This is a genomic window from Telluria sp. AZSoR62 (genome assembly GCF_058111565.1).
In genome coordinates, this window is sequence record NZ_JBYTST010000013.1 from 1 (window position 1) to 25,317 (window position 25,317).

Genomic DNA, 25,317 nt, shown 5'->3' on the forward strand with positions numbered 1-25,317 from the left:
CGCTTGCCGCTCATACCTTCTCCTTGAACCTACAATTATAGGCTCAGGAGTGTCTACTGAACTCGTGGCGATTCAGTTTTGTTCGTACAGGATGCGCATTCATTAGCCTAAGGATAGTTTGTGCAGGGTTCAGTTTCCAAGAAGCCAACCATATCTTTGCAGCACAACATTATTAACAGCACCCCTCATCTCGTCCATTCATCCATTTTTACATCAACTGCGACGTCCGTTTCTGGCAGACGGCGGCCGTTGAGCTCAGCATAGCAGCTCGCCAAGGGCGAAAAATCGAAGACTGTCACGGACGACTGGATCCGACCCAAAGCAGCCATCGACAACCCGTCGATTCCGTAGCTGGGAGGGCCAGGGCGCTCAGTCTGAAGTCCATTCCGCTAACTGTGCAGCACGTTGTTGCGCGTGCTCTCGGCGACATGCCATCGGATACCACGAACGCAAGGTAGCATCGGGACGCAATTCATATTTCGCGTTGCAGTCGAGGTCTCGGAACTTTATCCATACACGCTGCGCGTGGACCAATCCGGCCCGAGCCTTTGAGTCTCTAAGCTCAGCAAGCAATCGCGTGTATGCAGAATTCAAATTCCGCTCAGCGGCATTCAACTTAGCTTCCTCGCACCTGAGCGAGTCGTGAGATGTGCCGTCATTCAGACAAGTAGGTGTTTGAGCAAGCGTGCTAGCCGACAGCACGGTAAATGTGATTCCGAAGAGCCAAACTAAGCGCGGCATACATCCCTTAAAAAATTGTTCACCGACAGCTTTTGGCCGACTGTGACCGCTCAGCATATGACAGCTGTCGACCTATTGCGGACCTTGGACGATGCGTGGTTAGTCGGACGCGAAGGACAGGGTTCGAACAGTTTGATCACTGGACAGTAGTAACTCGATTTGGTTCTCGACCGAAGGCACAAGATCGTATTCTTCTGCTAACCACGATACGGTTGTCGCTGCATCCCACGGGCCCAGAGAAGTTTTGTAGTCATCAAATTCAGCTTGGATTTCTTGCCACGAGGCGTAAGGCTTCTTGGACACCAAGACTTGCTCTTCAGTGAAGATGATGTGCAGTTCTTCCATGAGTCCCTCTCCTAAACGTTAACGTCTGCTTCTGGCCGATAGCGGACAGTCGTTACAAGCAAGTGTATGAGGTCGTATGTGCTTGAGCAAGAACTGGGTTTGTGAACGTGTTTCGCCTACCCCACTACCACAGCCCACTCCTGAACAAAGGCAGGGCCAGCGTCGCCTTGGGGCCGCTCTTCCCCATCAAGCATCTTTTAGAGTCGTTTGCGAAAGCCCCGCTGAGCCAGATCCGGCCGATGCACATCAAGAACTTCCTGGAAGACCATGCAGATAAGCGCACGACGGCAAACCGGTGCAAGCGCGTTTTCTCGACCATGTGGAATCACGCCCGCGGCTGGGGCTATACCGATTTGCCAAACCCCTGTGAAGGCATCCAGGGCTACTCGCTGAAGAAGCGAACCGTGTACATCAGCGACATGGTCTTCAAGGCTGTCTGGGCCGCTGCAAGTGCACCGCTTCGGGACGCTATGGACTTGGCGTACTTGACCGGCCAGCGGCCAGCGGATGCGCTGAAGATGACGGTGCACGACATCGTTGACGGACATCTGATCGTCACCCAGGAGAAGACGAAGCAGCCGCTGCGGATCAAGTTGGTCGGCGAGCTGGCCACGCTGCTCGAGCGCATTGAGGCGAGAAAGGCTGGACACAAGGTTGTGACTGCCGCACTGCTGGTCAACGAGCATGGGAAGCGGCTCACGGCGCCGACGCTGCGATCGCAGTTCGACAAGGCCCGGGCGGCCGCTGCAGCAAAGACTCCGGGGCTGGCGAACGCAATCAAGGAATTCCGCTTCTACGACCTGCGTGCGAAGGCGGCTGACGATACTGCTGATGGACGGGGAGAGGAAGCTGCGCGCGACCTGCTAGGCCATGACAGTGTAAAGACGACACAGCGGCACTATTTACGGCGGGGGAAAATCGTCACGCCGACGAAATAACGAGATCTATTGAGGCTCAGCTCGCGACTCTACTATGCGCGAACCGAATGAATATGCGACACTTACTTATACAACTTCGAGGTTCGCTATGAGTAAAGTAATGCTGATGTTCGGCGCTGGAGCTAGTGCATTTTCAGGGAACTGCTTTCCCAAATGCCCACCGTTGGGAAACATGCTATTCGACGAACTAGTCAAGCGCAACGCAGTCCCCAAAGCTATTTCTAATGATTTTGCGGAGGTATTCGCCACGCAGGGATTTGAAGCTGGAATGGCAGCTGTGGCACATTTGGGAAGTAATGTTGTCTTGCCTATGCAACGCGAAATTGCGTTGCTTCTATCCTCATATATAGTAAAACATGGGAATTATTATCTTGAGCTACTGCAGCAGCTTGGTCCGGATTTGATTAAGAAGGTCACTTTTGCTTCGTTGAATTACGACCTGCTGCTAGAGCAAGCCCTAGGAAGTTTAGGCTATCCAGTAGCGTATGGAACAGAATACACGCTGCCGAACAGGGTTGGCGTCCTAAAGCTACATGGCTCGTCGAATTTTCTGCCAACGCTCCCTCCGGGCATCTTAATGCAGAACAACCAATATTTTGGCAACGATAGATATTTCAACGGCCTCTCATTTAAGGCTGTTAGGAACCATGATGACATCCGAGCGTGGTGTGGCGACCCTGCTAATTCAGACCTCTCGCCAATTCTTTCGGTGTACGGCCCAAGCAAAGTTTCGTCAGTAAATCAAGGCACGATTGAAGGCATACAAGAAATTTGGCGGCAAAAGATTGACGAGGCATCTCTTATTATAATTATCGGCATTGCGTATATTCCGCATGATGAACATATTTGGGGAACCTTGGCTAGTGCGAAGAGCATCATTGGCATAGTTAACCCCTCAATGGAATCGTTTTTGCAATGGTCGGAATCGGATCGAAGCTCAGCAACCTTCCATCTTGCTACCGGATTTTCCGATGTCAAACGAATCGCCGCTGCGATCAGGTCGCAATATTGATTTACATTTCACATGCAGAAGCTGGCCCAGCCGAACATCCTCCGCTGAGCGGCTCGAGAGGTCGCGTGCTGAATCTACCTTCTAGGAGCGAAGGCAAGCCAGCGGTACGGCGGAGGGTGAGGAGAGGAAGCCGCGCGCGACCTGCTAGGTCATAACAGCGTTAAAACGACGCAGCGTCACTATTTAATAGTGACGCTAACCAAGTAGCCTTATGCAGTCTTTTGACCGCCGCTTTCATCGAACAAATTCAATTTTTTTTCTAACTCACGATGTTGCGCGGACTGGTTGACCGCAATGCTTTTTTCGAATGGGTCGTTCAACTCGTAGTCTGCAACCGCCCGAATTTTTTTCATTTCAATCAAAATATACGCGATTGATTTTGCAGGGCGTGACCCTTCAAGCTTGAAACTATCGGTAACCCGTTCGTGACTCGCCATAGCGAAATGCGAATTATCGGGACAGAATTGAGTACTCAATTTCGCACGATGATAGCTCGCGTAATACGATCTGGCCGCCGACATTCGCCAGTCAATTTCCTCATCGGACGACAAAAGCTTTTCAGCAAAACTCGCGAACTCCTGATGAGTAACGCTCATAGCTGCTCCACTGGGATATGGTCCATCGTCGCCAGATCTGACGAAGGGCGGCAGGAGAAGGACACGAGCTCTCCACAAGGGTCTTCAAATTGTTCAACCAATGCATCGGCGATGTCAAAGTTGAGCTCTGCACATATATCCGCACTTGCATTTATATGCATGTACTGCACGAAGGAACCATCGCTAAGAGTCCGTCGTGAGCTACGGAAAACGTCAAACCCTTTCGCCCGAAGGGCTCCAGCAGCGGTATTGACGCGCGCCGCCATATCGTCGTCAGTAAGCCCATACCGATTCATGAGGTTGAGAGCCCGTTCGCAAGAATGCCGACGCAAAGACACCACTTCAGCGTCGTTGATAGAAAGCGCATCCAATCGCTTGAAGAGCTCGCTCACTAAGTTGAACTGCATGAGGTCAGCCCCTTTGATGATCAAGTCTTTCAAGATGTTCTTGTTGTCTAGCTGAGTAGAGGCCAGGGATTTCAGCAGAGGCATGGCTTGGTCTACTTCGACGATTGCAACAAAAATGGTCAACGCGTTGAGTCGGGCGATTGTGTCGCTGGGTGCCAGGCGCACAACGTTGATGGCTGCATCCAACGCATTATTAAGTTGCTGCTTCCCAACCGCAAAAAAGGCCTTCGTTGAATAGTACTCAACAGGGGAAATAGCACTGGCTTCCCACAACCGTTGTACAGCAATCTCCAAACGGCGGAGCTGCAACAGGTCAAAGTCAGGCTTTCGAAGCAGCTGACTTAGCTCCAACATGATCTCGCCGATCTGCCTGGCTGGAGCTGCTGTGGACATGCGTATACCTTTCGCTTTGGACTCGCCCAATTGTACAGGTTGGCGAACCAACAAGTCTGTCGCGTGAGCGCGACAGAAAGAACATTAGGCGTAGTCCATAATTTTTGTGGAGCGGCGCGTATTTTGTGGAGCGGAGAGCTCTCGTTTTTGTGGCGCTTTTCATTGGAGCGGGTGAAGGGAATCGAACCCTCGTCGTAAGCTTGGGAAGCTTCTGCTCTACCATTGAGCTACACCCGCGGTGCCCTCGCATTCTACGCGTGTTCGGGTTTCTTTGACAAATTCCTAATGTAGCCAATGGAAAACAAGACGCCCGGTGAGGTGGGCCGGGCCCTGGCTGGACTACTCCGGCTGCTCGACCTTGTACCCCTTCGCCGCCAGCATGGCCACCACGCCCTTCGGATTGAGCACGTCCTTCATGGCCAGCACGGCGAAGGTCGAGGCGTTCCGGGCCAGTGCGGCTTCCGCATTGGCGACCCACATGGCGCGCAGGCGCGGCTCGGCGTCCTGGAAGGATGGGTTGTCGCGGACGGCGGCGCTGTTCATGATGACGTTGGTGCAGCTTTCCTGCTGGTCCACGAAATTGAGCTTGCGGATGACGTCGATGTCGCCCTTGGCCCAGGCGTTGGCGCGCAGGCGCATCGCTTCGATATCGGTTTCCAGGCGCGTCAGGGTCGCCGAGAAGCAGGCCGCATCGTCGAGCGGCGACTTCTTGAAGTCCTTGATCACGCGGCGGGCGTTTTCCACCGGCAGCGTGAGGACGGTTTTCGTGACCTTGAGCTTGTTGGCGTCGACGATCTTCTCGACCTGCTTGCGCACGTCGGTGCTGGTCGTCAGGCCGGCCTGCTTCAGCGCCGCGCTGAACAACTGGCCGCCCACGAAGATCGGCCGCTCGCGCTCCTTGTTCTTGGGCAGGTATTTTTCCTTGAGCGGCAGCCAGCGCGCATACACGTCGGCCGGGAGCACGTCGCGCAGGGTAGCGCCGTCGGGGTTGTCGTTGATGCCGATGAGCAGGGGCAGCGCCATCAGGCCCTGGAGGTAGCCGATATCGACCTTGCCCATCGGCGGGGCCAGGTATTCCTGCGAGCGCTTGACGACGGCTTCGACCTCGTGCGAGCGCCAGTCCATCTTGATGGGCAGCGGCGAATAGGTGCCGAAGATCCACAGCACGTGGTCGTCCTTCGACACCTTCCACATGCCGGGGCCGGGCTTCTGGCCGACCACCAGGATCTGTTCCGGCGCGGCCTGCGGGTCGACGGCCGGCTCGGCGGATACCGCGGGCGCCGGCGCCGGATCGGCCGACTGGGCACGGACAGGGGCTGCGACGAGGGCCAGGCACAGCGCCGGCAGGAAGGCGAATTTCAGCATGCAGGACATCCTTGTTGTTGGTTGTCCGTCAAGCTTAGCTCTGCAATATGAGCCAATCCTTAAAGCCGGTGGCCTGCCCTCACTTCATGCTGCCTGCATGGCCAGGCGTGCCTGCGCAGGGCGCGCGGCCAGTTGCGGGCGGGCCTCGCTTTCCAGCTTGAACTCGCCGACCAGCGCGACCAGCGTTGCGGCCTGCTGCTGCAGGCTTTCCGCCGCCGCCGCCGCTTCTTCCACCAGCGCCGCGTTCTGCTGGGTCACGCCATCCATCTGCACGATGGCCTGGTTGACCTGGCCGATGCCGGTGCTCTGCTCGGCGCTGGCGGCGCTGATCTCGGCGACGATGTCGCTGACGCGGCGCACGCTGGCCACCACGTCGCCCATGGTCTTGCCGGCTTCGGCCACCAGGTCGGTGCCGACGCTGACCTTCTGCACCGAGTCGCCGATCAGGGTCTTGATTTCCTTGGCGGCGGCGGCGCTGCGCTGCGCCAGGTTGCGCACTTCCGTGGCGACGACCGCGAACCCGCGACCCTGCTCGCCGGCGCGCGCGGCTTCCACCGCCGCGTTCAGCGCCAGGATATTGGTCTGGAAGGCGATGCCGTCGATGACGCCGATGATGTCCACGACTTTTTTGGAGGAGTCGCTGATCGAAGCCATCGTATCCACCACCTGGGACACGACCTCGCCGCCGCGCACGGCGATCGAGCTTGCCGATTCGGCCAGCTGGTTGGCCTGGCGTGCGTTGTCGGCATTCTGCTTGACGGTGCCGTTGAGTTCTTCCATCGAGGCCGCGGTTTCTTCCAGTGCGCCGGCCTGCTGCTCGGTACGCACCGACAGGTCGGCATTGCCCTGGCGGATTTCGCTCGATGCCGTGGCGACCGCCTCCGAGCTGATGCTCACGCGCGCCAGCACGTCCTGGATCTTGGCCACGAAGCCGTTGAAGCCGGCCGCGATCTGCGCCAGTTCATCCTTGCCGCGCGCGTCGAGGCGTGCGCTCAGGTCGGCGTTGCCGCTGGAGAGGTCGGTCATGGTGGCGCTGAGTTTGCGCAGTGGACGCGTCAGGCGGCGCAGCACCGACACCATCACGAAGGCCGCGACGATGGCGCAGACGATCGAGACGATCGCCGCATAGCCGGCCAGTTGGCGCGAAGAAGCCGTCGCCACGCTTTCCGGGAAGGCCAGCGAGATCGACCACGGCGCGATGTCCGCATGCAGGCGCACCGGCTGCAGCATGTGGACCATGCCCCTGGCATCGACGTACTGGTAGGTCGTGCCGTTCTTGACGGCGTCGAGCGCCGCCGCCGGCAGGTCGTCCGCTTTCTTGCCGTTGCGCTCCGCGGTCGGGTGGCTGGCGTACATGCCGCCGTTCGACACCAGCGCCAGCGTGCCGCCTTCCATGACCTTCATGCCGGCCAGGATGGCCGACAGCTTGGTCAGCGGGAAGTCGGCGGTGGTCACGCCGATGACTTTGCCGTCGACCTTGATCGGCGCCGCGAGCGACGCGATCAGGACGTTCTTGCCGTCGATCGGATACTGGTAGGGTTCGGTGAAGTGCATGCGGCCGGTGGCCTTGGGCTCGTCGTACCAGTCGTTGGCCCCTGCCGTGGGCAGGAAGACGATCGGCTCGATCTTCGCATTGCCGTCGGCGCCGCGGGTGAAGTAGGGCATGTGGCGGCCGGTGGCGTCGTAATGCGGGGCCTTGCCGGCATATTCCGCATCCTTGCCATCGAGCGCATCCGGTTCGAACGCGACCGACATGCCGATCATGTCGGCATTGGCGCGCAGTGCATGCCAGACCATGTCGTTGACCTGGTCGCGCTGCAGGGGCAGCGCCGAGCCGCGGCTCGCGGCCATGACACCCGACAGGCTGCCGACCGACGCCAGGTTCAGGCCGATGCGGCCTTCCAGCGCCACGGCCGCTTCGCGCGCCGTAGTGTGGGCCTGCTCGAAGGCGCTCGCCTCCGCGCTGGCGCTGCTTTTGATGCCGATGAAGGTCGAGGTCGCACCGAGGCTGAGCACCACCAGCGCCGTGGCGGTGGCGCAAATCTTGGCGGTCAGGGAAAGGGAAACGCCGGGCGAGCGGCGGGACTGCGTCTGCTTGGTCATGGTGGTCTCTGTTCTTAGAAGGTACGCGCCAGGCTCACGGCAAGCGTGCCCTTGGCAGGATTGGAAATCGCGAGACTGCCGCCGGCGCGCGGCACGCCGGTGGTGTAGCGGTCGTAGGCATCGGTGGCGCCCCAGGCGCGGGTATAGGCGGCGGCCACGCTCCAGCCGCCGTCGAAGGTCTTGGTGGCGCCGACCTTGATGTCGCGCCAGTCCCAGATGTCGTTGCCGCGGCCGGCGACGCGGCCATCGCCCGCGTGCAGGTTCAGGGTATAGCCGCCGCCCAGGTCGTGGTTGGCGCCGATGTCCAGGTAGCCGGTGCCGCGTGCATCGGTGATGCCGAAGAAGCCGCGCGACACGGTGCGGGCATACTTGGCGTAGAAGGCGCCGTAGCTCAGGCCCGGCACCAGTTCGGTGTAGTCGTACTTGACGGCGCCGATGCGGGCGCCCGGATAGCGGTAATGCACGGCCATCAGGCTCACGCCCACCGGTCCCGGCGTGCCGGTATAGCCGCCGTACAGGTCCCACTCGACGCGGCCGCCCTCAATGAAGCGGTCGCTGACGGTCGAGGCCCACGAGCCGGCCGACCAGCCGCTCGCGTGTACCGCATCGACGCCGGCCTGGATGGCCGGGCGGCCCCAGCTCTGGCGGATGCCGCGCGATACGTATTGCGAAGCGAGGGTCACCGTGGACGTCACGGCCAGCGCGGCAGGCGCTGCGGCAGTGACAGCCGTATCGGCCTTGGCGGCCGGCATGGCCAGCAAGAGCAGGGAAACCGGCAGCAGCCGGAAAAGAGTGATCATGGTTGTCTCGTGAAAGTCCGGCGAAGGCAAAGGTAAGCGGCACGGCGCCGTTATCTATCTGCTCAGCAATTAATGCTGTACGGAAATTTTACGAGACAAGTGTGGACATTCACTGAATTGTGACGAGTTCGATAACGAGATTTTTACATCTTGCGTCGTCGGCGCAACAGGCTGCTCCAGTTGCTGGAACAGTTCAGGCCGGATCGGGACCCTCGGTCCGCGCCAGCAGGTCATGCGCCAGTTGCAATCCTCGCACCATGCTCGAAAACGCTTCCTGCTTGGCCGTTTCGTCAGGCACGCGCAGCACATACGAGGGATGGTAGATCGTCACCACCCAGCGCCCCTCGTGCCAGACCGGCTTGCCGAGCGTGTCCTTGAGCGTGACCGTGCCCTTGCCCAGCACCGACTTGAGCGCCGTGGAGCCCATGGCGACGATGACCTTGGGCTTGACCGCGGCCAGCTCCTTCTCGAGCCAGTAATGGCAAGCCTCGACCTCGCGCTGGGCCGGGGTCTTGTGGATGCGGCGCTTGCCCTTGGGCTCCCACTTGAAGTGCTTCACGGCGTTGGTCAGGTAGACCGTCTCGCGGTCGACCTCGGCCTGGGCGAAGACGCGGTCGAGCAGCTTGCCGGCCGGTCCCACGAAAGGCTTGCCGGCCAGGTCTTCCTGGTCGCCCGGCTGCTCGCCCACGATCATGATCGGTGCGCGCTTCGAGCCTTCGCCGGGCACCGCCTGGGTCGCGTACTGCCACAGCTCGCAGCGCCGGCATTCGTCGAGGCTGGAGGGCTGCTCGCGGTCGGGCTGGGCCCGTTCGGCCGAAATCGGAATGGTGGCGCCGCTCTTGCGGCCGACAGTCTCGACCTGGCCGATCTTGCGCGCGCCGAGTTCGGCCTGGCTCACCATCGAGGGCACGATCGCGCCTTCCGGCAGGTTCTTCCAGAAGCGCGATGGGATGTGGCTTTGCATCAGCTGGGCGTTCACGCGCGCCGGGTTGAAGATGCTGCGGTAATAGGTGAGCCACAGCGCTTCGCCGGCGTCATCCAGGTCGGCCGCGCTGCTCATCAATGGGCCGGCATTGTGCAGCGTGGCGCCGTCCCACAACACGCTGGCTTCCGGCGTGGCGATCATCCAGCTGGTCCTGCCCATGCGCGCCACGAAATGCTCGGCCACCTGCGGCAGCACGTCGTGGGCCGGCTCGAACCAGGCCACGAAGCGCGGCGCGCCGGCCTCGATGGGACGCTCGCGGAAGCGGATATACGCATGCATGTCGTGCTCCTCGCGGCGCACTGCCTTGACCATGCCGGCCAGGCGCGACCCGTCCGGGTCGGCCGGCGACTGCACGTCGTGCTCGCCCTGCTGCCAGCGCCACAGCACCCGGTAAAGGAAGGCCCAGCGGTCCGGGGCGCGAAAGCAGGCGGCTTTCTGCAGCATCTCGAGCAATGAGCGCGGCACGACGGCAACGGCCTGTTTCGGCGGCTGCGCCTGTTGTGTTGGAATGGCCGAATGATACGACTCCACCACGACCGCCGGCGCACCCGAGAACAGGTCGCCGCTGCCGGCCGCATCCGGCGTATTCCAGGTGACGGCTTCGGGCGGCACGCCGGCGCGCAGGAGCTCGCGCGCAGTGCTGCGCCACTCGCCGAAGCTGTTCACCTGCAGCGGCTGGCCGCTCGCGGCCATGGCGGCCGGGTCGGTCATGCCGCCTGCAGCTCCGGCCACAGGTTCATCTGCTCGGGCGCATCGGCCAGGTGGCGGCGCAGGATGTGCGAGCTGGCCGCGCCCTGCACCGGCTTGTAGTCGGCCGTGATGATGAAGGGCGCGAGCTTCTTCATGCTGCAGCGCAGGCGCGACAGGTCTTCCCAGCGCACCCGGCGGATGCGGCGCAGGTCGATGATGCGCTTGGCGTTGCGCAGGCCGATGCCGGGCACGCGCGCGATCATGGTCTCGTCGGCGCGGTTCAGGTCCATCGGAAAGTGCTCGCGGTTGGTGAGCGCCCAGGCCAGCTTGGGATCGATATCGAGCGCCAGGTTGCCTGCTTCGGGCATGAGTTCGCCCACCGAGAAGCCGTAGCCGCGCAGCAGGAAGTCGGCCTGGTACAGGCGGTGCTCGCGCAGCAGCGGCGGCGGGGCCAGCGGCACGCTCTTGGGGCTTTGCGGGATCGGGCTGAAGGCCGAGTAGTACACGCGCTTGAGCTTGTAGCTGCCGTAGAGCGTCTCGGCCGTGTTCAGGATGGTCTGGTCGTCGCTGGCGTCGGCGCCGACGATCATCTGCGTGCTCTGGCCGGCCGGGGCAAACGCGGGCGCCTTCGGCTCCTCGGCTTTTTCGTCGAGCTTGCGGCGGATCGAGCCCATGGCCAGCTTGATGGTGTGGACGTTTTTTTCCGGCGCCAGGCGGGTCACGCTGTCGTGGGTCGGCAGCTCGATATTGACCGACAGGCGGTCGGCCCAGCGCCCGGCCTCGGCGATGAGCAGCGGGTCGGCATCGGGAATCGTCTTGAGGTGGATATAGCCGCGGAAGTTGTGCACTTCGCGCAACTGGCGCGCCACGGCAACCAGCTGCTCCATCGTATAGTCGGAGGACTGGATGATGCCCGAACTCAGGAACAGGCCGTCGATGTAGTTGCGGATGTAGAAGTCGTGGGTGAGCTTGACCACCTCGTCGACCGAAAAGCGGGCGCGCGGCACGTTCGAGCTACGGCGGTTGATGCAGTACTGGCAGTCGTAGACGCAGAAATTCGTGAGCAGGATCTTGAGCAGCGAGACGCAGCGGCCGTCGGGCGTATAGCTGTGGCAGATGCCCATGCCGGTGGTGGCGCCCAGGCCATCCTTGCCCTCGGAACCACGTTTCGGCGCGCCACTGCTGGCGCAGGACGCGTCGTATTTCGCGGCGTCCGCCAGGATTTCCAGTTTGTCGTTGAGTTCCATCGTGACCGATCAGACTGTATGGGCATACAGTATACTATCGCCTGCGCGGCATCGGTACGCGACGGGTCAATGGTGCGCCCCTGAACCGGTTCAAATCCGGGACACTAATAAAAAAGCCCGGTCACAGGACCGGGCTTTACGGGACAAGCGCTACTTAACGCACGGGCTTGCCGTCTACATCCACCACCGACACTTCGCCCCAACCCAGCGAGCGCACCCCGGCTTCGATCTTGCGCAGGTCGCCGATCACCATCCACACCACCTCGTCCGGCTTGATGAACCTGGCCGAGGCGCCGCCCAGCTGCGCCGGCGTCAGCGCCCGCACGCCCGGCGCATAGCGGTTCCAGTAATCGTCCCCCAGCCCGAGATTGACGGTGGACAGTCCGGCCGACTCCAGCGCATCGAGCGTGGCAAAGCGTCCCGGCAGGCGCGCCGTCATGTTGCGCATGATGGACTCGTATTCCGTCCCCACCAGCGGCCGCTCGCCGGCTACACCGCGCAACTCCTTCTGCACTTCGCGCATCGCCTCGACCGTCTTGTCGGTCTGCACCGGGGCGACCACGATGAAGGGACGCTGGCCGCGCACTTCCGACAGGCGCGCGCTGGTGCCATAGCTCCAGTGCTTGTCCAGGCGCAGGTTGCGGTTCAGGCGCGAGGTCGCGATGCCGCCGAAGTTCTGCATCACCGGCTCCATCGCCAGGTCTTCCGGTTGGCCGTACGGCAGCGACACGTGGGTGGCGACGATGGTCGATTGCGGCGCGTCCGGCTTGTCCACCAGGATCAGGCGCTTGCCGCGGGTTGCCGGCACGGTGGCCATCTGCTTGGCCGGTGCGCTGCCGCCCTGCCAGCGGCCGAAGCTCGCTTCCAGCGCCGGCAGCAGCTTGGCCATGGTGGTGTCGCCGGCGACGACGATGGTGGCGCTGCCCGGCTTGAACCAGGCGGCATGCCAGGCCGCGAGGTCGTCGCGGCCGAGAGCCTGCACGCTGGCCTCGAAACCGCTGGCAGGCTTGCCGTAGGCATGCTCCTGGCCATACAGCAGGCCAGGGACCAGGCGCAGGGCCAGGCCGCTCGGATTGGCCTTTTCCTGGCCGATGTTCGCCAGGCGACGGCTCTTGGACAGCGCGAACTGGTCTTGCGGGAAGCTCGGCGCCAGCGCGGCGTCGGCCATCAGGCCCAAGGAAGGCGCCAGGTTGGCGCTCGTGCCCTGCAGGCGCACCAGCGACAGGTCTTGCGTGGTGGCGGTCGACAGGCGCGCGCCCAGGTTTTCCAGCGCGTCGTTCAGGGCAAACGCGTCGCGCGTCTTGCTGCCCTTGTCGAGCAGGTCGAGCGCCAGCGAGGCGGCGCCCGCCTTGGCGGTAGTGTCCGATGCGGCGCCGGCGTCGACCGCCAGCGCGACGTTGACGATCGGCGCCGAATGGCGCTCGAGCAGCACGACCTTCAGGCCGTTCTTCAGTTGCGCGCGCTGCAGCGCCGGGAGGCTCACGTCGGGCGCCTCGCCCAGCGCGGGCAGCTGCTTGCGGTCCAGCGTCGACTTGACGGCGGCCAGCTTCGGCGACGGGTTCACCGTCATCGTGTAGTGGTTGGCGCGCAGCCAGCGGTTGCCCGCAGCTTTCACCTCTGCCGGGGTGCTGGTGGCGAACATCTCCAGGCGGTCGAGATAGGCGTCCGGCTTGCCGCCATAGGTCATGCTCTCGGCCAGCACGTCGGAACGTCCGCCGAAGCCGCCCACGCGCTCCAGGCTGCGCGAGAAGTCGGCCAATTCGCGCGTCTTCACGCGCTGCAGTTCTGCGGCAGTTGGCCCCTTGTCCAGCAGCTCGGCCAGCACACGGTCCATCTCGCGTTCCACTTCAAGCGGATCGGCGCCCGGCTTGACGGTGGCGATGAGGTTGAAGGTGCCGCCCAGCTCCGCATCGTTGACGTAGGCCGAAACATTGGTGGCCAGGCCCTTGTCGTACACCAGGCGCTTGTCCAGGCGTGCGCTCTTGGAACCGGCCAGCACGGCCGCCAGCAGGTTCAGGCGCTGGGTGTCGGCGTCGCGCCAGGAAGAGACGTGCCAGCTGCGGTAGATGCGCACCTGCGGCACGTGGTCTTCCATCTCGTCGCGGATGTGGCGGTCCAGCTGCGGGATCCATTTTTCAAGGCGCGGCAGCGGAGGACCGGGCGGGATCGCGCCGAAGTACTTGTTCACCAGTTCATAGGCGCGCTCCGGCGTGATGTCGCCGGCCAGCGAGATCACTGCGTTGTTCGGGCCGTAATAGGTGCGGTACCACTCCTTGATGTCGTCCAGCGAGGCGGCCTGCAGGTCTTCCATGCTGCCGATCGGCGACCACGAGTACGGGTGCGAATACGGATACATCTTGGCCGAGACCTCGAGGCGCACGCGCCCGTAGGGCTGGTTCTCGCCCTGGCGCTTCTCGTTCTGCACCACGCCGCGCTCGCGTTCGAGCATCGCCTGCGAAATGTAGTTGCCGAGGAAGCCCATGCGGTCCGATTCCAGGAACAGGGTGCGTTCCAGCGCCGATACCGGCACGTCCTCGAAGAAGTTGGTGCGGTCGGTATTGGTGGTGCCGTTGCGGTTGTTCGCGCCCAGGTCGTCCATCGCCTCGCGGAAGCCGTGCGGGTAGTTCTCGGAGCCGTTGAAGAAGAAGTGCTCGAATAGGTGGGCGAAGCCGGTCTTGCCGCGTTTTTCGTTGCGCGAACCGACGTGGTACCACATGTTCACGCCGACCACCGGCACGCTCTTGTCGGTATGGACCAGCAGCGTCAGGCCGTTGGGCAGCACGAACTTCTTATGCTCGATGCTGTAGGCCTTGCGGTCGAAGATGAGTGGCTTGGTCGTCGGGGCGGCGGCTTGCGCAGGCAGGGCGGCGCAGGCCGCGAGGCCGAGCATCAGCGGCAGGAGGAGGGTCTTGGTCATGGCTTCCGGTGGTGGTCGTTATATATGTATGCCTTCCGCTTGCGCGCCGATGCACGGCATGCCGGAAGCTTCACCGGCCACCCTACATGAAACCCTGCGCCTGCGCCAGTAGTTGCGGCTCCATGCGCACCGCGATCTTCCTCATGTAGCCGGTGGCCGCGCCCACGCCGGCGCCGCCGGCGCGCTGCAGCCAGCCATAGGCTTCGACCAGGTCGCGCTGCACGCCCTGCCCCGCCGAATACATCACGCCGAGGTTGAACTGGGCGCGGGCATGGCCCTGGCGGGCGGCGCACAGGTACCAGAAATGGGCGGCTTCGTAATCGCGCTCGATGCCCTTGCCGCAGTCATGGCGCAGGCCCAGCTCGAACTGGGCCAGTGCGTGGCCCTGGTCGGCGGCCTTGTGGAACCAGTCGGTGGCTTCCACCGGATTGCCGTGGTCGGAGCGGTCGAGCAGCGCTCCCACCATGTACTGGGCCGGGGCGTAATCCTGGTGCGCGGCGCGGCGGTACCATTCCAGCGCCTGCGCCTCGTCGCGCGCGACGCCGACGCCACCCTCGTAGCGCAGGCCGAGGTCGAATTGCGCGCGCAGGTGGCCCTGCTCGGCAGCCTTGCGGTACCAGGACACTGCCTGTTCCGGATCGTTTGCAACGCCCATGCCGGCATCGAACAGCTGTCCGAGATGGTACTGGGCCGAAGGCATGCCCTGTTCGGCCGCCTGGCGGTACCAGTGCGCGGCTAACGCAGGGTCGCGCTCGACGCCCTGCCCGTGTTCGTAGCGCACGCCCAGGTTGTCCTGGGCGCCGGCGTGGCCCTGTTCGGCCGCGCGGCGGTACCAGCCCAGGGCCAGCGCTTCGTCGCGCGCGACGCCGTGGCCGCTGTCGTAGATCAGGGCCAGGTTGAATTGGGAGCTCGTATGTCCCTGCTCGGCGGCGCGGCCGTACCAGAGCACGGCGCGGCTGCTGTCCTGGTCGACGTCCTGCCCTTTATCGTAGCGCAGGCCGAGGTTGAACTGGGCCGGGGCATAGCCCTGCTCGGCGGCCTTGCGGAACCACTCGACGGCGGCGTCGCCGCTGCTGCGCAGCGCGAGGCTGAACTGCGAGCGTGCATAGCCCTGCTCGGCCGCGCGGCGGTACCACATGGCCGCAAGCTCGAAGTCCTGCGGCACGCCCTTGCCGGTCTCGTACATCATGCCCAGGTTGTGCTGGGCGCCCGGCTCGCCCTGCTCGGCGGCCTGGCTGAACCACTGCAAGGCCTGCTGCACGTCGTTCGGCACGCCCTGGCCTTTTGCGTACAGCCAGCCCAGGTTGTACTGGGCCGGGGCATAGCCTTGCTCGGCGGCGCGGCGGTACCAGTAGGCGGCCTGGCCGTAATCCTGGGCCACGCCCTGGCCCTTCTGGAACATCACGCCGAGGTTGTACTGCGCCAGCTCCAGGCCGGCGCTGGCCGCCATGCGGTACCAGGCCACGGCCAGTTCGAAGTTCTGCGCCACGCCCTGCCCGCTGGCGTACATGAAGCCCAGGCTGTGCTGGGCGGCCGGCAGGCCGCGCTCGGCTTGCCCTTTGACGCGCAAAAATTCGGCTGTGAAGCGGTCGGCCGTGTGACGGCCTTCCTGCTCGCTGGGCTGTCCGGGGATATCGAGCATGGCGGCGGCTTACGCCTGGATGGCGCGCAGGCCGAACAGCGTCGGCTGGGTGCGCAGCGCCTTCATGAACTCGCCCAGCGGGATCGGGCGGTAGTACAGGTAGCCCTGCATCGTCATGCAGCCGTTGGCGCGCAGGTAGCGTGCCTGCTCTTCGGTCTCGACGCCTTCCGCGATCAGGTTCAGCCCCAGGCCGCGCGCGATCGAGATGATCGCCAGGATGACCGGGTAGTGGCCGCCCTCTTCGTGGATCTCTTTCACGAAGGACTGGTCGATCTTGACCGTGTGGATCGGGAAGCGGTGCAGGTAGGACAGCGAGGAGTAACCGGTGCCGAAATCGTCGATCGCCACCGACACGCCGAGCTGGCACAGTTTATGGAGCTGCTCGATCGCATACTGCGGATTGCGGATGCAGATGTTCTCGGTGATCTCGACTTCGATCTGCGACGGCGCGATCGCGTAGCGCACCAGCGCGTTGCGCATCTTCTCGAAAAAGTCGCCGCGGTCGAGATATTGCGGCGACAGGTTCAGCGACAGGCGCACATGGTCGTTGCCCGACGAATTCCATTGCAGCATATCGCGGCACAGGGCGCCGATCATCCAGTCCGAGATCGGCAGCATCAGGCCGTTCTCTTCGGCGAAGGGCAGGAATTCGCCGGCCGAGAGCACGCCGCGGGTCGGGTGGTTCCAGCGCATCAGCGCCTCGGCGCCGACGATGCGGCCGGTGAGCGCATCGATCTGCGGCTGGTAATACATCTCCAGCTCGTCCTGCTCGAGCGCGCGGCGCAGCGCCTGCTCGAGGGCGATCTTCTGGTGCGACACGTCCAGCATCGAGGTGTGATAGAAGCTGTGGCCGTTCTTGCCCAGGGCCTTGACCTGGTACATGGCGATGTCGGCGTGGCGCAGCAGCTCGTCGATCGATTCGCCGTCGGTCGGGTAGATCGCGATGCCGATCGAGGCCGAGATGTGCACTTCGTGGCCATCCAGGTCGAAGGGACGCTGCAGGGTTTCCAGGAACTTGTCGGCCACCATGCGCGCGTCGTCGCGGTCGCGCAGCTCGGGCAGCACGATGGTGAATTCGTCGCCACCCTGGCGCGCCAGCGTGTCGCCCTTGCGCAGGCAATCCTTCAGGCGGGTAGCGGCCTGCTGCAGCAGCTCGTCGCCCTTGACGTGGCCCAGCGTGTCGTTCACCAGCTTGAAGCGGTCCAGGTCGATGAACATCACCGCAAGTTCGGTCTGCTTGCGCTTGGCCTGGATCACGGCCAGCCCGAGGCGGTCCTTGAACAGGATGCGGTTCGGCAGGTCGGTCAGGATGTCGTGGTAGGCCTGGTAGGAGATGACTTCTTCGGCGCGCTTGCGGTCGGTGATGTCGCGCGCCACGCCATAGGTACCGAAGAACTCGAGCTTCTTCACTTCCTGGTCCGGCACGTGCATGCCGATCGCATTGAGCGAAATCGTCATCAGGGTGGTGTTGAAGGTGCGGTCGTTGCTGTTGCCGCCGCGGCACTTCAGGCGCAGCTCGACGTTGCGCGAGGCGCGTTCGTCGACGCGGCGCTCGTTGAACACGTAGCGCGCGCGCTCCAGGTCTTCTTCGTGCACCAGCACCGAATAGTGCTTGCCGAGCAGTTCGTCGCGCGAGTAACCCAGCAGCTGGTAGGCGCGGTCGTTGACGAACGTGAAGCGGCCTTCATGGTTGAGCGTGTAGATGATGTCCGGCGACGAGTCCACCAGGTAGCGGTACATCTTCTCGGAGTTTTCCAGCTGGTTGGCCATGCGCTCGTTCTCGACCGCCAGGCGGCGGCCCTTGAGCGCATTGGCTACCGTGGCCAGCAGTTCTTCGCGCGCATAGGGCTTGCGCAGGTAGTCGTAGGCGCCGCGCTTGAGCGCGCCGATCGCCGCGTCGATGCCGACTTCGCCGCTCATCACGATCACGTCGGCGTCGATGCCCTTCTGGTTGATGAAGTCCATGATCTCGTGGCCGCCGATGTCCGGCAGGCGCAGGTCGAGCAGGACGAGATCGAAACGCAGGCGCGACAGATGGGCCAGCGCTTCGCTGCCCGAGGAGGCGGTGGTCAGCTGGAAGCCGCGGCCCTGCAGCAGTTCGTAGAGCGACGAGAGCAGGCGCGGTTCGTCGTCGACCAGCAGCAGGCGTGGCTGGCTGTCGGTTTCCAGGGTAGCGGAAAACGGAGCGGGTTCGCCGGCGTACATGGCGTTGTGCGCGTTCATCATGATCTTATGCGGAGCCGAGGGCGCGGGCCGGCAGCGCGACCGCGGTGCCGGCGCCGGACCATGCCGGCAGGAGGATTTCAAAAGCGGTGCCGGTGCGGCTGCTGCGGCAGGCGATATGCCCGCCCAGCTTCTTCACCAGGCTGTGCACGATCGACAGGCCCAGGCCATGGTGGGCGCCGTCCTTGGTGCTCTTCACCGGCGAGAACAGGTGGGCCAGCACGTCGCGCGACAGGCCGGGGCCGTTGTCGCTGACGACCAGCTCGAGGTAGAGCTGGCGCTCGCGGTTCACATGGCCGCGGTTGAGGATGTCGATGCGCCCACCGGTGGTGCCGAGCGCCTCGATGGCGTTCTTGACCAGGTTGACGAGGATTTGCTTGAGCACGTCGGCGTCGCCCTCGATGCGGGTGGCCTCGTCGTGCATGGTGACGTCGATCGCGACCGAAGCGGGGACGAAACCGGTGCTGCGGAACAGGCGCTGGACTTCGTCCACCACCTTGGCCACGTCGGTCGGGCGCGGGCCGGTGTCGACCGGCTTGAGGTCGGCCAGGCTCTGGACCAGCTGGCCGACGCGGTCGATCTCTTCGTTCAGGATCGACATCTCGCCGCCCACCGGCTCCTGGCGCGCCAGCTTGCTGTCCAGGACACTCAGGTAGTTCTTGATGATGGCCAGCGGGTTGTTCACCTCGTGCACCACGCGGCGCGAGGCTTCGCGGTATTCCTCGGCGACGTGGGCCAGCTGGCGGCGCGCATGGCCGCGTTCGGACAGCATGGTTTCCAGCGCGGTGGCGGCCTGCACGCCGAAGGATTGCATGAAGCGCTCGCGGCGCTGGCAATGCGGCAGCTGCCAGGCGGCGACGCCGCCGATCAGCACACCGAGGCAGCGCGCGCCGGCCACCAGCGGTACGCAGACCAGGCTGTCGGTACCGAGCATGCGCAGCAGCTGTTCTTCGGCCAGGCCGAGTTCCTCGCCTTCGCGCTGCACGAAGGCCGGACGGCGCTCCAGCGCGCTCTTGGCAATCGCCCCGCCCTTGGCCAGCGGCACGGCGAATTCCGCGATGCGCTGGCTGCCCTGGGTGGGCGCGCCGACCAGGGCGTGGCCGGTCGGGTTCTCCAGCAGCACCACGGCATTGCCGAAGTCGAACAGGATGCGCGCCGAGCGCGTCATCGCTTCCAGCAGGCCGCTTTCGCCCTGCTGGCGCGCGAAGCTCTGGCCGACTTCCGACACCAGCACCAGGTTGCGCACTTCTTCGGACAGGCGCTGCTGCACCGGGTCGAGCGCGGGTGCGGCATAGGCCGGCGGCGCCGGGATGTCGTCGGCGCCGGTCAGGTCGATGCCGAGGTGGGCGGCGGCCTTGTCGATCTGACGCGCGGCGCCGGCCAGCAGCTGGCCTACCTGCTGGGCGTCGACGCCGCACAGGCCGGCGGCGTCGCGCACCGCGACTTCGTCGTCCGGGTGGCTCGACAGCACGTGCGCCAGGCGCACGATGCGGATCAGGGGATGGGCCGACTCCAGGCGGTCGCTCGGCTCGTGGTGGTACAGCACTGCGTCGGCCAGGAAGGAATCGAGCTGCCAGCGTTCGATCAGCCAGGCGCCGGCTTCGGCGTGGGTGATCTGGAGCGTGCGCTGCTCGACGGCGCACAGGTCTTCGTCGTCGCGCGCGTTGAAGTTGAACGCGTATTCCTTCGGCGCGGTGGCCAGCAGGGCCAGGCGGCCGACATTGTGCAGCAGGCCGGCCAGGTAGGCTTCTTCCGCGTGCGGGTACTCGACGATGCGCGCGATGTCGCGCGCGATCACGGCGCCGCTCAAGGAATTCTTCCAGAACGCGCGCAGGTCGGTGCTGCCGGAATGCGGGAAGTTGTTAAAGGTCTGGAACACCGAGTCGCTGATGACCAGGGTCTTGATCATGTCGGTGCCGAGGGCGACCAGCGACTGCTCGAGGTTCACGTTGCGCTGCTGGCGCTGGTAGGCCGAGCTGTTGGCCACGGCCAGCAGCTTGCCGGTCATGCCGGCATCCTTCGAAATCAGGGCCGCCAGTTCCGGCATGCCGAGATCATCGGCCTGCAGGTGTTCGATGAGACGCACGAGGATCTGCGGCATGGCCGGCAGACGGGCAATCAACAGGCGATTGCGGATATCCTGATCCGATTGTTGCATGGTCTCAAACGTGGCCGCTTGTCGAGGGTTGTCAGGGCGTCCCGGACGGGAAGCCACATGGTCTTGCTGGTTCATCTAGCAAACAGAACAATGTTTCGTGGTTTATTCTAGGCACGAAAAACTTGTCTTAGCATATAGACATTTCTGATCGGGAACAATACTTTCTGTAAAAAGTGTTGCCGAGACGCCGCTTCAGGAGTAGGTCAGCAATACACTCTGCCACAAAAGGTGAAATAGTATTTCATATATGCATGCAAGTATGAAATTTTATTTCATACAAGTAAAAAACCCCGCCTCCTCCTGGAAGCGGGGTTGTTTTGTTGCGAATTTGTGCCGGACTACGGAACCTGGCGGCCGTTGCGCACTAAATTACGGCGGTAGCGCCGCGCCGTGGCCCAGAAGGCCAGCGCCACCAACGCAAAGCCGGCCTGGCCCAGCGCCAGCGAGAACACCGAATGCGACAGCGCCGGCGCCACCAGGCCGGCCACGATCGCGCCCATCAGGGTCGTCACGAACGACTGGCAGGAGGCCACGGTGCCGCGGATATGCGGGAACAGGTCGAGCGCCAGCAGCGTTGCGCCGGGTGCGATGATCGAGCTGCCGAAGGTGAAGAAGAACATGTGCACCACGCTCCAGGGCAGCGCCGGCGGCAGGAAGGCGTGGTAGCCCACGTTGAAGGCGATGGCGCCGAGCATGAAGAAGAAGCCCACCCGGATCTGACGCGCAAAGGTGAGCTTGCCCGCCATGCGGTTGGCCGCCAGCGCGCCCAGGAAGATGCCGCTCACGGTCGGCACGAACAGCCAGGCGAACTGCGAGGGCCCCAGGCCGAGGTGCTCGGGCAGCATCACCGGCGCGGCCGCGATGTACAGGAACAGGCCGGCGAAATTCATCGCCACCACGCCAGCCTTCATGTGGAACAGGAAGGAGCCGAAGATCGAGCCGTAGCTCTGCGCCAGGAAGCGCGGGTTGAATGGCTGGCGCTTCTCTAACGGCACGGTCTCGGGCAGGTGGCGCCAGCTGAACCAGCCCAGGATCACCGTGTACACGCACAGCGCCAGGAAGATCGCGCGCCAGTCGAAGAAGGTGACGATCCAGCCGCCCAGCACCGGCGCGATGGCCGGCGCGATCGAGAAGATCATCGTGACCATGGACAGCAGGCGCGCCGCCGCCGCATCGGAATACAAATCGCGGATGATCGCGCGCCCGACCACCACGCCTGCCCCTGCCGAGACGCCCTGCATGATGCGGAACACCCACAGCGAATGCACAGAATGCGCGGACGCGCAGCCGAAGGTGCCGATCGCGAACACGACCAGCGCCACCAGGATCACGTTGCGCCGGCCAAAGGCGTCCGACAGCGCGCCGTGCCAGAGCACCATGCCGGCAAAGGCCAGCATGTAGGCAGTCAAGGTTTGCTGCACCTCGATGGCGGAGGCGCCCAGGTTGGCGCGGATCTGCGGGAAGGCCGGCAGATACGCGTCGATCGAGAACGGCCCGAGCATCGACAGTCCGGCCAGCAAGGTGGCCAGGCCGCCGGCCGACAGCACCGCGACCTTCAGCGGTGGCGGCAGGGGAACCGGGATGACCGGGTCCTTCGGCAAGTCGTCGGGTTCGTTCGGCGGCAGCATGGGCAGGTGTTATTCCGGCTTCGGTTTGGCTTCTTCGCGGCGGTTGAAGCCCGCCACCATGTCGAAGCGGAACAGGCGGCATTCCAGCGCGCCGTTGAAGAACGGGGTCTTGCGCGCTTCCTTCAGGCGCAGCAGCTTGGGCAGGCTCAGGTCGGCGGTAAACAGGAACACGGTCCAGCCGGCGAAGCGCTGCTTGAGCGTGGTGCCCAGGGCCGAATAGAACGACACCGCCATCTCGTCCGGCGCCATCGAGGCGTCGCCACGCACGCCGATCCGCTCGCCGTAGGGCGGGTTGGTCAGCAGGATGCCTGGCGCAGCTAGCGGGGGCGACACATGCTGCGCCTCGATCTGCTTGAGCGGCACCTCGAACAGGATGCCCGCGATTTTCAGGTTGTGGCGCGCCATCTCAACCATGTCGCCCGAGATGTCGGAGCCGAAGATGGTCGGCTCGCTCGGCAACGGGTTCGGCTTGATCTCGGCCTTCATCGCGGCCCAGGCTGCGCGGTCGAAGTCGGCGAACTGCTCGAACGCGAAACGGCGGCGCGCGCCCGGCGGGATGCCCTGCACCATCTGCGCGGCTTCGACCAGGATGGTGCCGGAGCCGCACATCGGATCGAACAGCGGCACGCCCGGCTTCCAGCCCGCCACGCGCAGCATGCCGGCGGCCAGGTTCTCGCGCAGCGGCGCGTCTCCGGTCTCTTCGCGCCAGCCGCGCTTGAACAGCGCTTCGCCCGAGGTATCCAGATAGATGATGAAGTTACGCGCATCTAAAAAGCCGACGATGCGCATGTCCGGCTCGCGGGTATTGACCGAGGGGCGCTTGTTGAACTGGTCGCGGAAGCGGTCGCAGATCGCGTCCTTGATCTTGAGCGTGGTGAATTCGAGGCTGCGCAGCGGCGACTTGACGGCGGTGACGTCGACCCGGATGGTGTGGTCGACGCCGAACCAGTCTTCCCAGGGCTGCTCGAGCACCAGGTCGTAGATGTCGTTTTCGGTGGTGTAGCTGCGCTGGCCCATGCGCATCAGCACGCGCGAGGCAATGCGCGAGTGCAGGTTGACGCGGTAGGCGTCCTGCATCGTGCCCGAGCAGTGCACGCCGCCCGGCACCTGGTTGTGCACCTTCAGCGTAGTGCTTTGCTGGGCGATTTCACCCAGTTCTTCGGCGAGAGCCGCTTCCATGCCGCGCGGGCATGGGCAAAAATATGAGGCCATGAGGGGTACCCTTTGTCCGTTGAAAAAAATAAAAACAGTTGGCGCCGACCCTTGCCGGCGCCCTCACATCAGCAAGCAGTGGCGCCCATCAAAATGGTTTTACCACCACCAGAATCACGATCGCCAGCAACAGCAGCACCGGCACTTCGTTGAAATACCTGAACCACTTGTGCGTGCGCTTGTTCTGCCCTGCCTCGAACTTGCGCAGCAGCGAGCCGCAGGCGTGATGGTAGCCGATCGTCACCAGGACCAGCGCCAGTTTCGCGTGCAGCCAGCCGCCGGTGAAACCGTAGCCCAGCCATAACCAGAGGCCCAGCAGCACCGCCGGCACCGACAGGATGGTGGTGAAGCGGTACAGCCGCCGCGCCATGCCCAGCAGGCGCGCCGATGCCGCCGGCTCGGTTTCCTGCGCCAGGTTCACGAAGATGCGCGGCAGGTAGAACAGTCCCGAGAACCACGAGACGACGAAGAGGATGTGGAAGGCTTTAATCCAGAGCATGAAGTTTTTTTACAGTCCTTGTGAATCAGCTGCGCACTTCGCCGTGCCCGAACACGACGTACTTGAGCGAGGTAAGCCCTTCCAGCCCGACCGGGCCGCGCGCATGCAGCTTGTCGTTCGAGATGCCGATTTCGGCGCCCAGGCCGTATTCGAAGCCGTCGGCAAAGCGCGTCGAGGCGTTCACCATCACCGAGGCCGAATCGACCTCGCGCAGGAAGCGCAGCGCGGCGCTGTAGTCTTCGGTGACGATGGCTTCGGTGTGCTTGGACGACCAGGTGTTGATGTGGTCGATCGCCCCATCGAGCCCATCGACGATGCGGACGGCCAGGATCGGCGCCAGGTATTCGGTGCTCCAGTCCTGCTCCGTCGCATGCGCAAGGTAAGGATAACCGGCCAGGATCGCGTGGGCTTCCATATCGGCGCGCAGCTCGACTCGCTCATCCTTGTAGAGCGCCGCCAGCTGCGGCAGCACGGTCGGTGCAATCGCACGCGACACCAGCAGCGTTTCCATCGTGTTGCAGGTGCCGTAGCGGTGGCACTTGGCGTTGAAGGCCACCGGCAGCGCCTTGGCGAGATCGGCCTTGTCGTCGATGTAGACGTGGCAAATGCCGTCCAGGTGCTTGATCATCGGGACGGTGGCCTCCTCGATCAGGCGCGCGATCAGGCTCTTGCCGCCGCGCGGGACGATCACATCCACGTATTGCGGCATCGTGATCAGGGCGCCGACGGCGGCGCGGTCGGTCGTGTCCACGACCTGCACCGCGTCCAGCGGCAGGCCGGCGCCGTTCAAGCCTTCGCTCACCAGCCTGGCCAGCGCGCGGTTGCAGTGGATCGCTTCCGAACCGCCGCGCAGGATGGCCGCGTTGCCGCTCTTGATGCACAGGCCGGCCGCGTCCACCGTCACGTTCGGGCGCGCTTCGTAGATGATGCCGATCACGCCCAGCGGCACGCGCATCTGGCCAACCTGGATGCCGCTCGGGCGCGATTTCATGTTGGTGATTTCGCCGACCGGGTCGGGCAGGCCGACGATCTGGCGCAGGCCGGCGACCATGGTGGCGATCGCGGCATCGGACAAGGCCAGGCGGTCGAGCAGCGCCGGCTCCAGGCCGCCGGCCCGGGCAGCGTCCATGTCCTGCGCGTTGGCGGCGCGCAGCAGGTCCGCGTCGCGTTCGATGGCGTCGGCGATCAAGAGCAGTGCGCGGTTGCGCGTGGCGCCGTCGGCCCGGGCCATGGCACGCGATGCGGCGCGGGCATTGCGGCCCAGGGAATGCATGTGTTCGGTGATGTCCATCATTCAGCCCGTGTAGCGATTTTCGTAGGGTGGGCAGATTCTGCCCACGTGTTCAAACAGTGTTTGCATAACGCGACGGCTGGTTGAACGCGTGGGCAAGAGACTTGCCCACCCTACGGGTCAGC

At 63.7% G+C, this 25,317-nt stretch carries 19 protein-coding genes and 1 tRNA gene; 2 read left to right on the top strand and 18 right to left on the bottom strand.

Translation table 11 applies throughout. From position 1 onward, the window contains the following. Positions 1-369: 369 nt before the first annotated feature. The gene (locus AC3XQU_RS18705) at positions 370-798 is read right to left on the bottom strand and encodes a lysozyme inhibitor LprI family protein (protein ID WP_489875666.1); all 429 of its coding nucleotides are present in this window, start codon (positions 796-798) and stop codon (positions 370-372) included. 42 nt (positions 799-840) lie between these two features. Beyond that, a complete protein-coding gene (locus AC3XQU_RS18710) occupies positions 841-1,086 on the bottom strand; it encodes a hypothetical protein (protein WP_489875667.1) in 246 nt (81 codons plus the stop codon). Positions 1,087-1,325: 239 nt separating this feature from the next. Here AC3XQU_RS18710 and AC3XQU_RS18715 point away from each other — a divergent pair, with 239 nt between their 5' ends. Beyond that, positions 1,326-2,024: a tyrosine-type recombinase/integrase gene (locus AC3XQU_RS18715; protein ID WP_489875668.1), complete on the top strand. Its 699-nt coding sequence runs from the start codon at positions 1,326-1,328 to the stop codon at positions 2,022-2,024. Positions 2,025-2,112: 88 nt separating this feature from the next. After that, positions 2,113-3,036, top strand: coding sequence for a hypothetical protein (locus AC3XQU_RS18720; protein WP_489875669.1), 924 nt, complete (start codon positions 2,113-2,115; stop codon positions 3,034-3,036). 209 nt (positions 3,037-3,245) lie between these two features. Here the strand turns inward: AC3XQU_RS18720 and AC3XQU_RS18725 are convergent, their stop codons facing one another. From AC3XQU_RS18725 to AC3XQU_RS18800, 16 genes are all read right to left on the bottom strand, one after another. Continuing rightward, on the bottom strand, positions 3,246-3,632 hold the full coding sequence (locus tag AC3XQU_RS18725) for a hypothetical protein (protein ID WP_489875670.1): 387 nt from the start codon (positions 3,630-3,632) through the stop codon (positions 3,246-3,248). Next, entirely contained in the window at positions 3,629-4,432 is an 804-nt protein-coding gene (locus AC3XQU_RS18730; RefSeq protein ID WP_489875671.1) for a hypothetical protein, read from the bottom strand. The genes AC3XQU_RS18725 and AC3XQU_RS18730 overlap by 4 nt, the downstream gene beginning before the upstream one ends. Positions 4,433-4,595: 163 nt before the next feature. Beyond that, positions 4,596-4,669: transfer RNA gene (locus AC3XQU_RS18735), tRNA-Gly, on the bottom strand. Between the two features lie 102 nt (positions 4,670-4,771). Then, complete coding sequence (locus AC3XQU_RS18740; protein ID WP_489875672.1) at positions 4,772-5,797, bottom strand: TraB/GumN family protein; 1,026 nt, start codon at positions 5,795-5,797, stop codon at positions 4,772-4,774. Between the two features lie 84 nt (positions 5,798-5,881). After that, positions 5,882-7,900 carry a methyl-accepting chemotaxis protein gene (locus AC3XQU_RS18745; protein ID WP_489875673.1) on the bottom strand — a complete coding sequence of 673 codons (2,019 nt, stop codon included), beginning with the start codon at positions 7,898-7,900 and terminating at the stop codon, positions 5,882-5,884. 14 nt (positions 7,901-7,914) lie between these two features. Next, complete coding sequence (locus AC3XQU_RS18750; protein WP_489875674.1) at positions 7,915-8,700, bottom strand: TorF family putative porin; 786 nt, start codon at positions 8,698-8,700, stop codon at positions 7,915-7,917. 193 nt (positions 8,701-8,893) lie between these two features. After that, a complete protein-coding gene (locus AC3XQU_RS18755; protein ID WP_489875774.1) occupies positions 8,894-10,378 on the bottom strand; it encodes a UdgX family uracil-DNA binding protein in 1,485 nt (494 codons plus the stop codon). 14 nt (positions 10,379-10,392) lie between these two features. Beyond that, a complete protein-coding gene (locus AC3XQU_RS18760; RefSeq protein ID WP_489875675.1) occupies positions 10,393-11,622 on the bottom strand; it encodes a putative DNA modification/repair radical SAM protein in 1,230 nt (409 codons plus the stop codon). A 154-nt stretch (positions 11,623-11,776) separates the two neighbouring features. After that, positions 11,777-14,539 carry a M16 family metallopeptidase gene (locus AC3XQU_RS18765; protein ID WP_489875676.1) on the bottom strand — a complete coding sequence of 921 codons (2,763 nt, stop codon included), beginning with the start codon at positions 14,537-14,539 and terminating at the stop codon, positions 11,777-11,779. A gap of 82 nt (positions 14,540-14,621) precedes the next feature. Then, complete coding sequence (locus tag AC3XQU_RS18770) at positions 14,622-16,181, bottom strand: tetratricopeptide repeat protein (RefSeq protein WP_489875677.1); 1,560 nt, start codon at positions 16,179-16,181, stop codon at positions 14,622-14,624. A gap of 9 nt (positions 16,182-16,190) precedes the next feature. Continuing rightward, the gene (locus AC3XQU_RS18775; RefSeq protein ID WP_489875775.1) at positions 16,191-18,386 is read right to left on the bottom strand and encodes a putative bifunctional diguanylate cyclase/phosphodiesterase; all 2,196 of its coding nucleotides are present in this window, start codon (positions 18,384-18,386) and stop codon (positions 16,191-16,193) included. Between the two features lie 25 nt (positions 18,387-18,411). Further along, positions 18,412-20,562, bottom strand: a complete 2,151-nt coding sequence (locus AC3XQU_RS18780; RefSeq protein WP_489875678.1) for an HDOD domain-containing protein — start codon at positions 20,560-20,562, stop codon at positions 18,412-18,414. 338 nt (positions 20,563-20,900) lie between these two features. Further along, entirely contained in the window at positions 20,901-22,190 is a 1,290-nt protein-coding gene (locus tag AC3XQU_RS18785) for a multidrug effflux MFS transporter (protein ID WP_489875679.1), read from the bottom strand. A gap of 9 nt (positions 22,191-22,199) precedes the next feature. Next, positions 22,200-23,402: a THUMP domain-containing class I SAM-dependent RNA methyltransferase gene (locus AC3XQU_RS18790; protein WP_489875680.1), complete on the bottom strand. Its 1,203-nt coding sequence runs from the start codon at positions 23,400-23,402 to the stop codon at positions 22,200-22,202. Positions 23,403-23,490: 88 nt separating this feature from the next. Beyond that, positions 23,491-23,901, bottom strand: coding sequence for a CopD family protein (locus AC3XQU_RS18795; RefSeq protein ID WP_489875681.1), 411 nt, complete (start codon positions 23,899-23,901; stop codon positions 23,491-23,493). 25 nt (positions 23,902-23,926) lie between these two features. Further along, positions 23,927-25,192: a glutamate-5-semialdehyde dehydrogenase gene (locus AC3XQU_RS18800; RefSeq protein ID WP_489875776.1), complete on the bottom strand. Its 1,266-nt coding sequence runs from the start codon at positions 25,190-25,192 to the stop codon at positions 23,927-23,929. Positions 25,193-25,317 lie beyond the last annotated feature (125 nt).

Coding starts and splice junctions, on each gene's coding strand:
- AC3XQU_RS18705 (WP_489875666.1), bottom strand. CDS start 798: ATGCTGAGCGGTCACAGTCGGCCAAAAGCTGTCGGTGAACAATTTTTT.
- AC3XQU_RS18710 (WP_489875667.1), bottom strand. CDS start 1,086: ATGGAAGAACTGCACATCATCTTCACTGAAGAGCAAGTCTTGGTGTCC.
- AC3XQU_RS18715 (WP_489875668.1), top strand. CDS start 1,326: ATGCACATCAAGAACTTCCTGGAAGACCATGCAGATAAGCGCACGACG.
- AC3XQU_RS18720 (WP_489875669.1), top strand. CDS start 2,113: ATGAGTAAAGTAATGCTGATGTTCGGCGCTGGAGCTAGTGCATTTTCA.
- AC3XQU_RS18725 (WP_489875670.1), bottom strand. CDS start 3,632: ATGAGCGTTACTCATCAGGAGTTCGCGAGTTTTGCTGAAAAGCTTTTG.
- AC3XQU_RS18730 (WP_489875671.1), bottom strand. CDS start 4,432: ATGTCCACAGCAGCTCCAGCCAGGCAGATCGGCGAGATCATGTTGGAG.
- AC3XQU_RS18740 (WP_489875672.1), bottom strand. CDS start 5,797: ATGCTGAAATTCGCCTTCCTGCCGGCGCTGTGCCTGGCCCTCGTCGCA.
- AC3XQU_RS18745 (WP_489875673.1), bottom strand. CDS start 7,900: ATGACCAAGCAGACGCAGTCCCGCCGCTCGCCCGGCGTTTCCCTTTCC.
- AC3XQU_RS18750 (WP_489875674.1), bottom strand. CDS start 8,700: ATGATCACTCTTTTCCGGCTGCTGCCGGTTTCCCTGCTCTTGCTGGCC.
- AC3XQU_RS18755 (WP_489875774.1), bottom strand. CDS start 10,378: ATGGCCGCGAGCGGCCAGCCGCTGCAGGTGAACAGCTTCGGCGAGTGG.
- AC3XQU_RS18760 (WP_489875675.1), bottom strand. CDS start 11,622: ATGGAACTCAACGACAAACTGGAAATCCTGGCGGACGCCGCGAAATAC.
- AC3XQU_RS18765 (WP_489875676.1), bottom strand. CDS start 14,539: ATGACCAAGACCCTCCTCCTGCCGCTGATGCTCGGCCTCGCGGCCTGC.
- AC3XQU_RS18770 (WP_489875677.1), bottom strand. CDS start 16,181: ATGCTCGATATCCCCGGACAGCCCAGCGAGCAGGAAGGCCGTCACACG.
- AC3XQU_RS18775 (WP_489875775.1), bottom strand. CDS start 18,386: ATGTACGCCGGCGAACCCGCTCCGTTTTCCGCTACCCTGGAAACCGAC.
- AC3XQU_RS18780 (WP_489875678.1), bottom strand. CDS start 20,562: ATGCAACAATCGGATCAGGATATCCGCAATCGCCTGTTGATTGCCCGT.
- AC3XQU_RS18785 (WP_489875679.1), bottom strand. CDS start 22,190: ATGCTGCCGCCGAACGAACCCGACGACTTGCCGAAGGACCCGGTCATC.
- AC3XQU_RS18790 (WP_489875680.1), bottom strand. CDS start 23,402: ATGGCCTCATATTTTTGCCCATGCCCGCGCGGCATGGAAGCGGCTCTC.
- AC3XQU_RS18795 (WP_489875681.1), bottom strand. CDS start 23,901: ATGCTCTGGATTAAAGCCTTCCACATCCTCTTCGTCGTCTCGTGGTTC.
- AC3XQU_RS18800 (WP_489875776.1), bottom strand. CDS start 25,192: ATGGACATCACCGAACACATGCATTCCCTGGGCCGCAATGCCCGCGCC.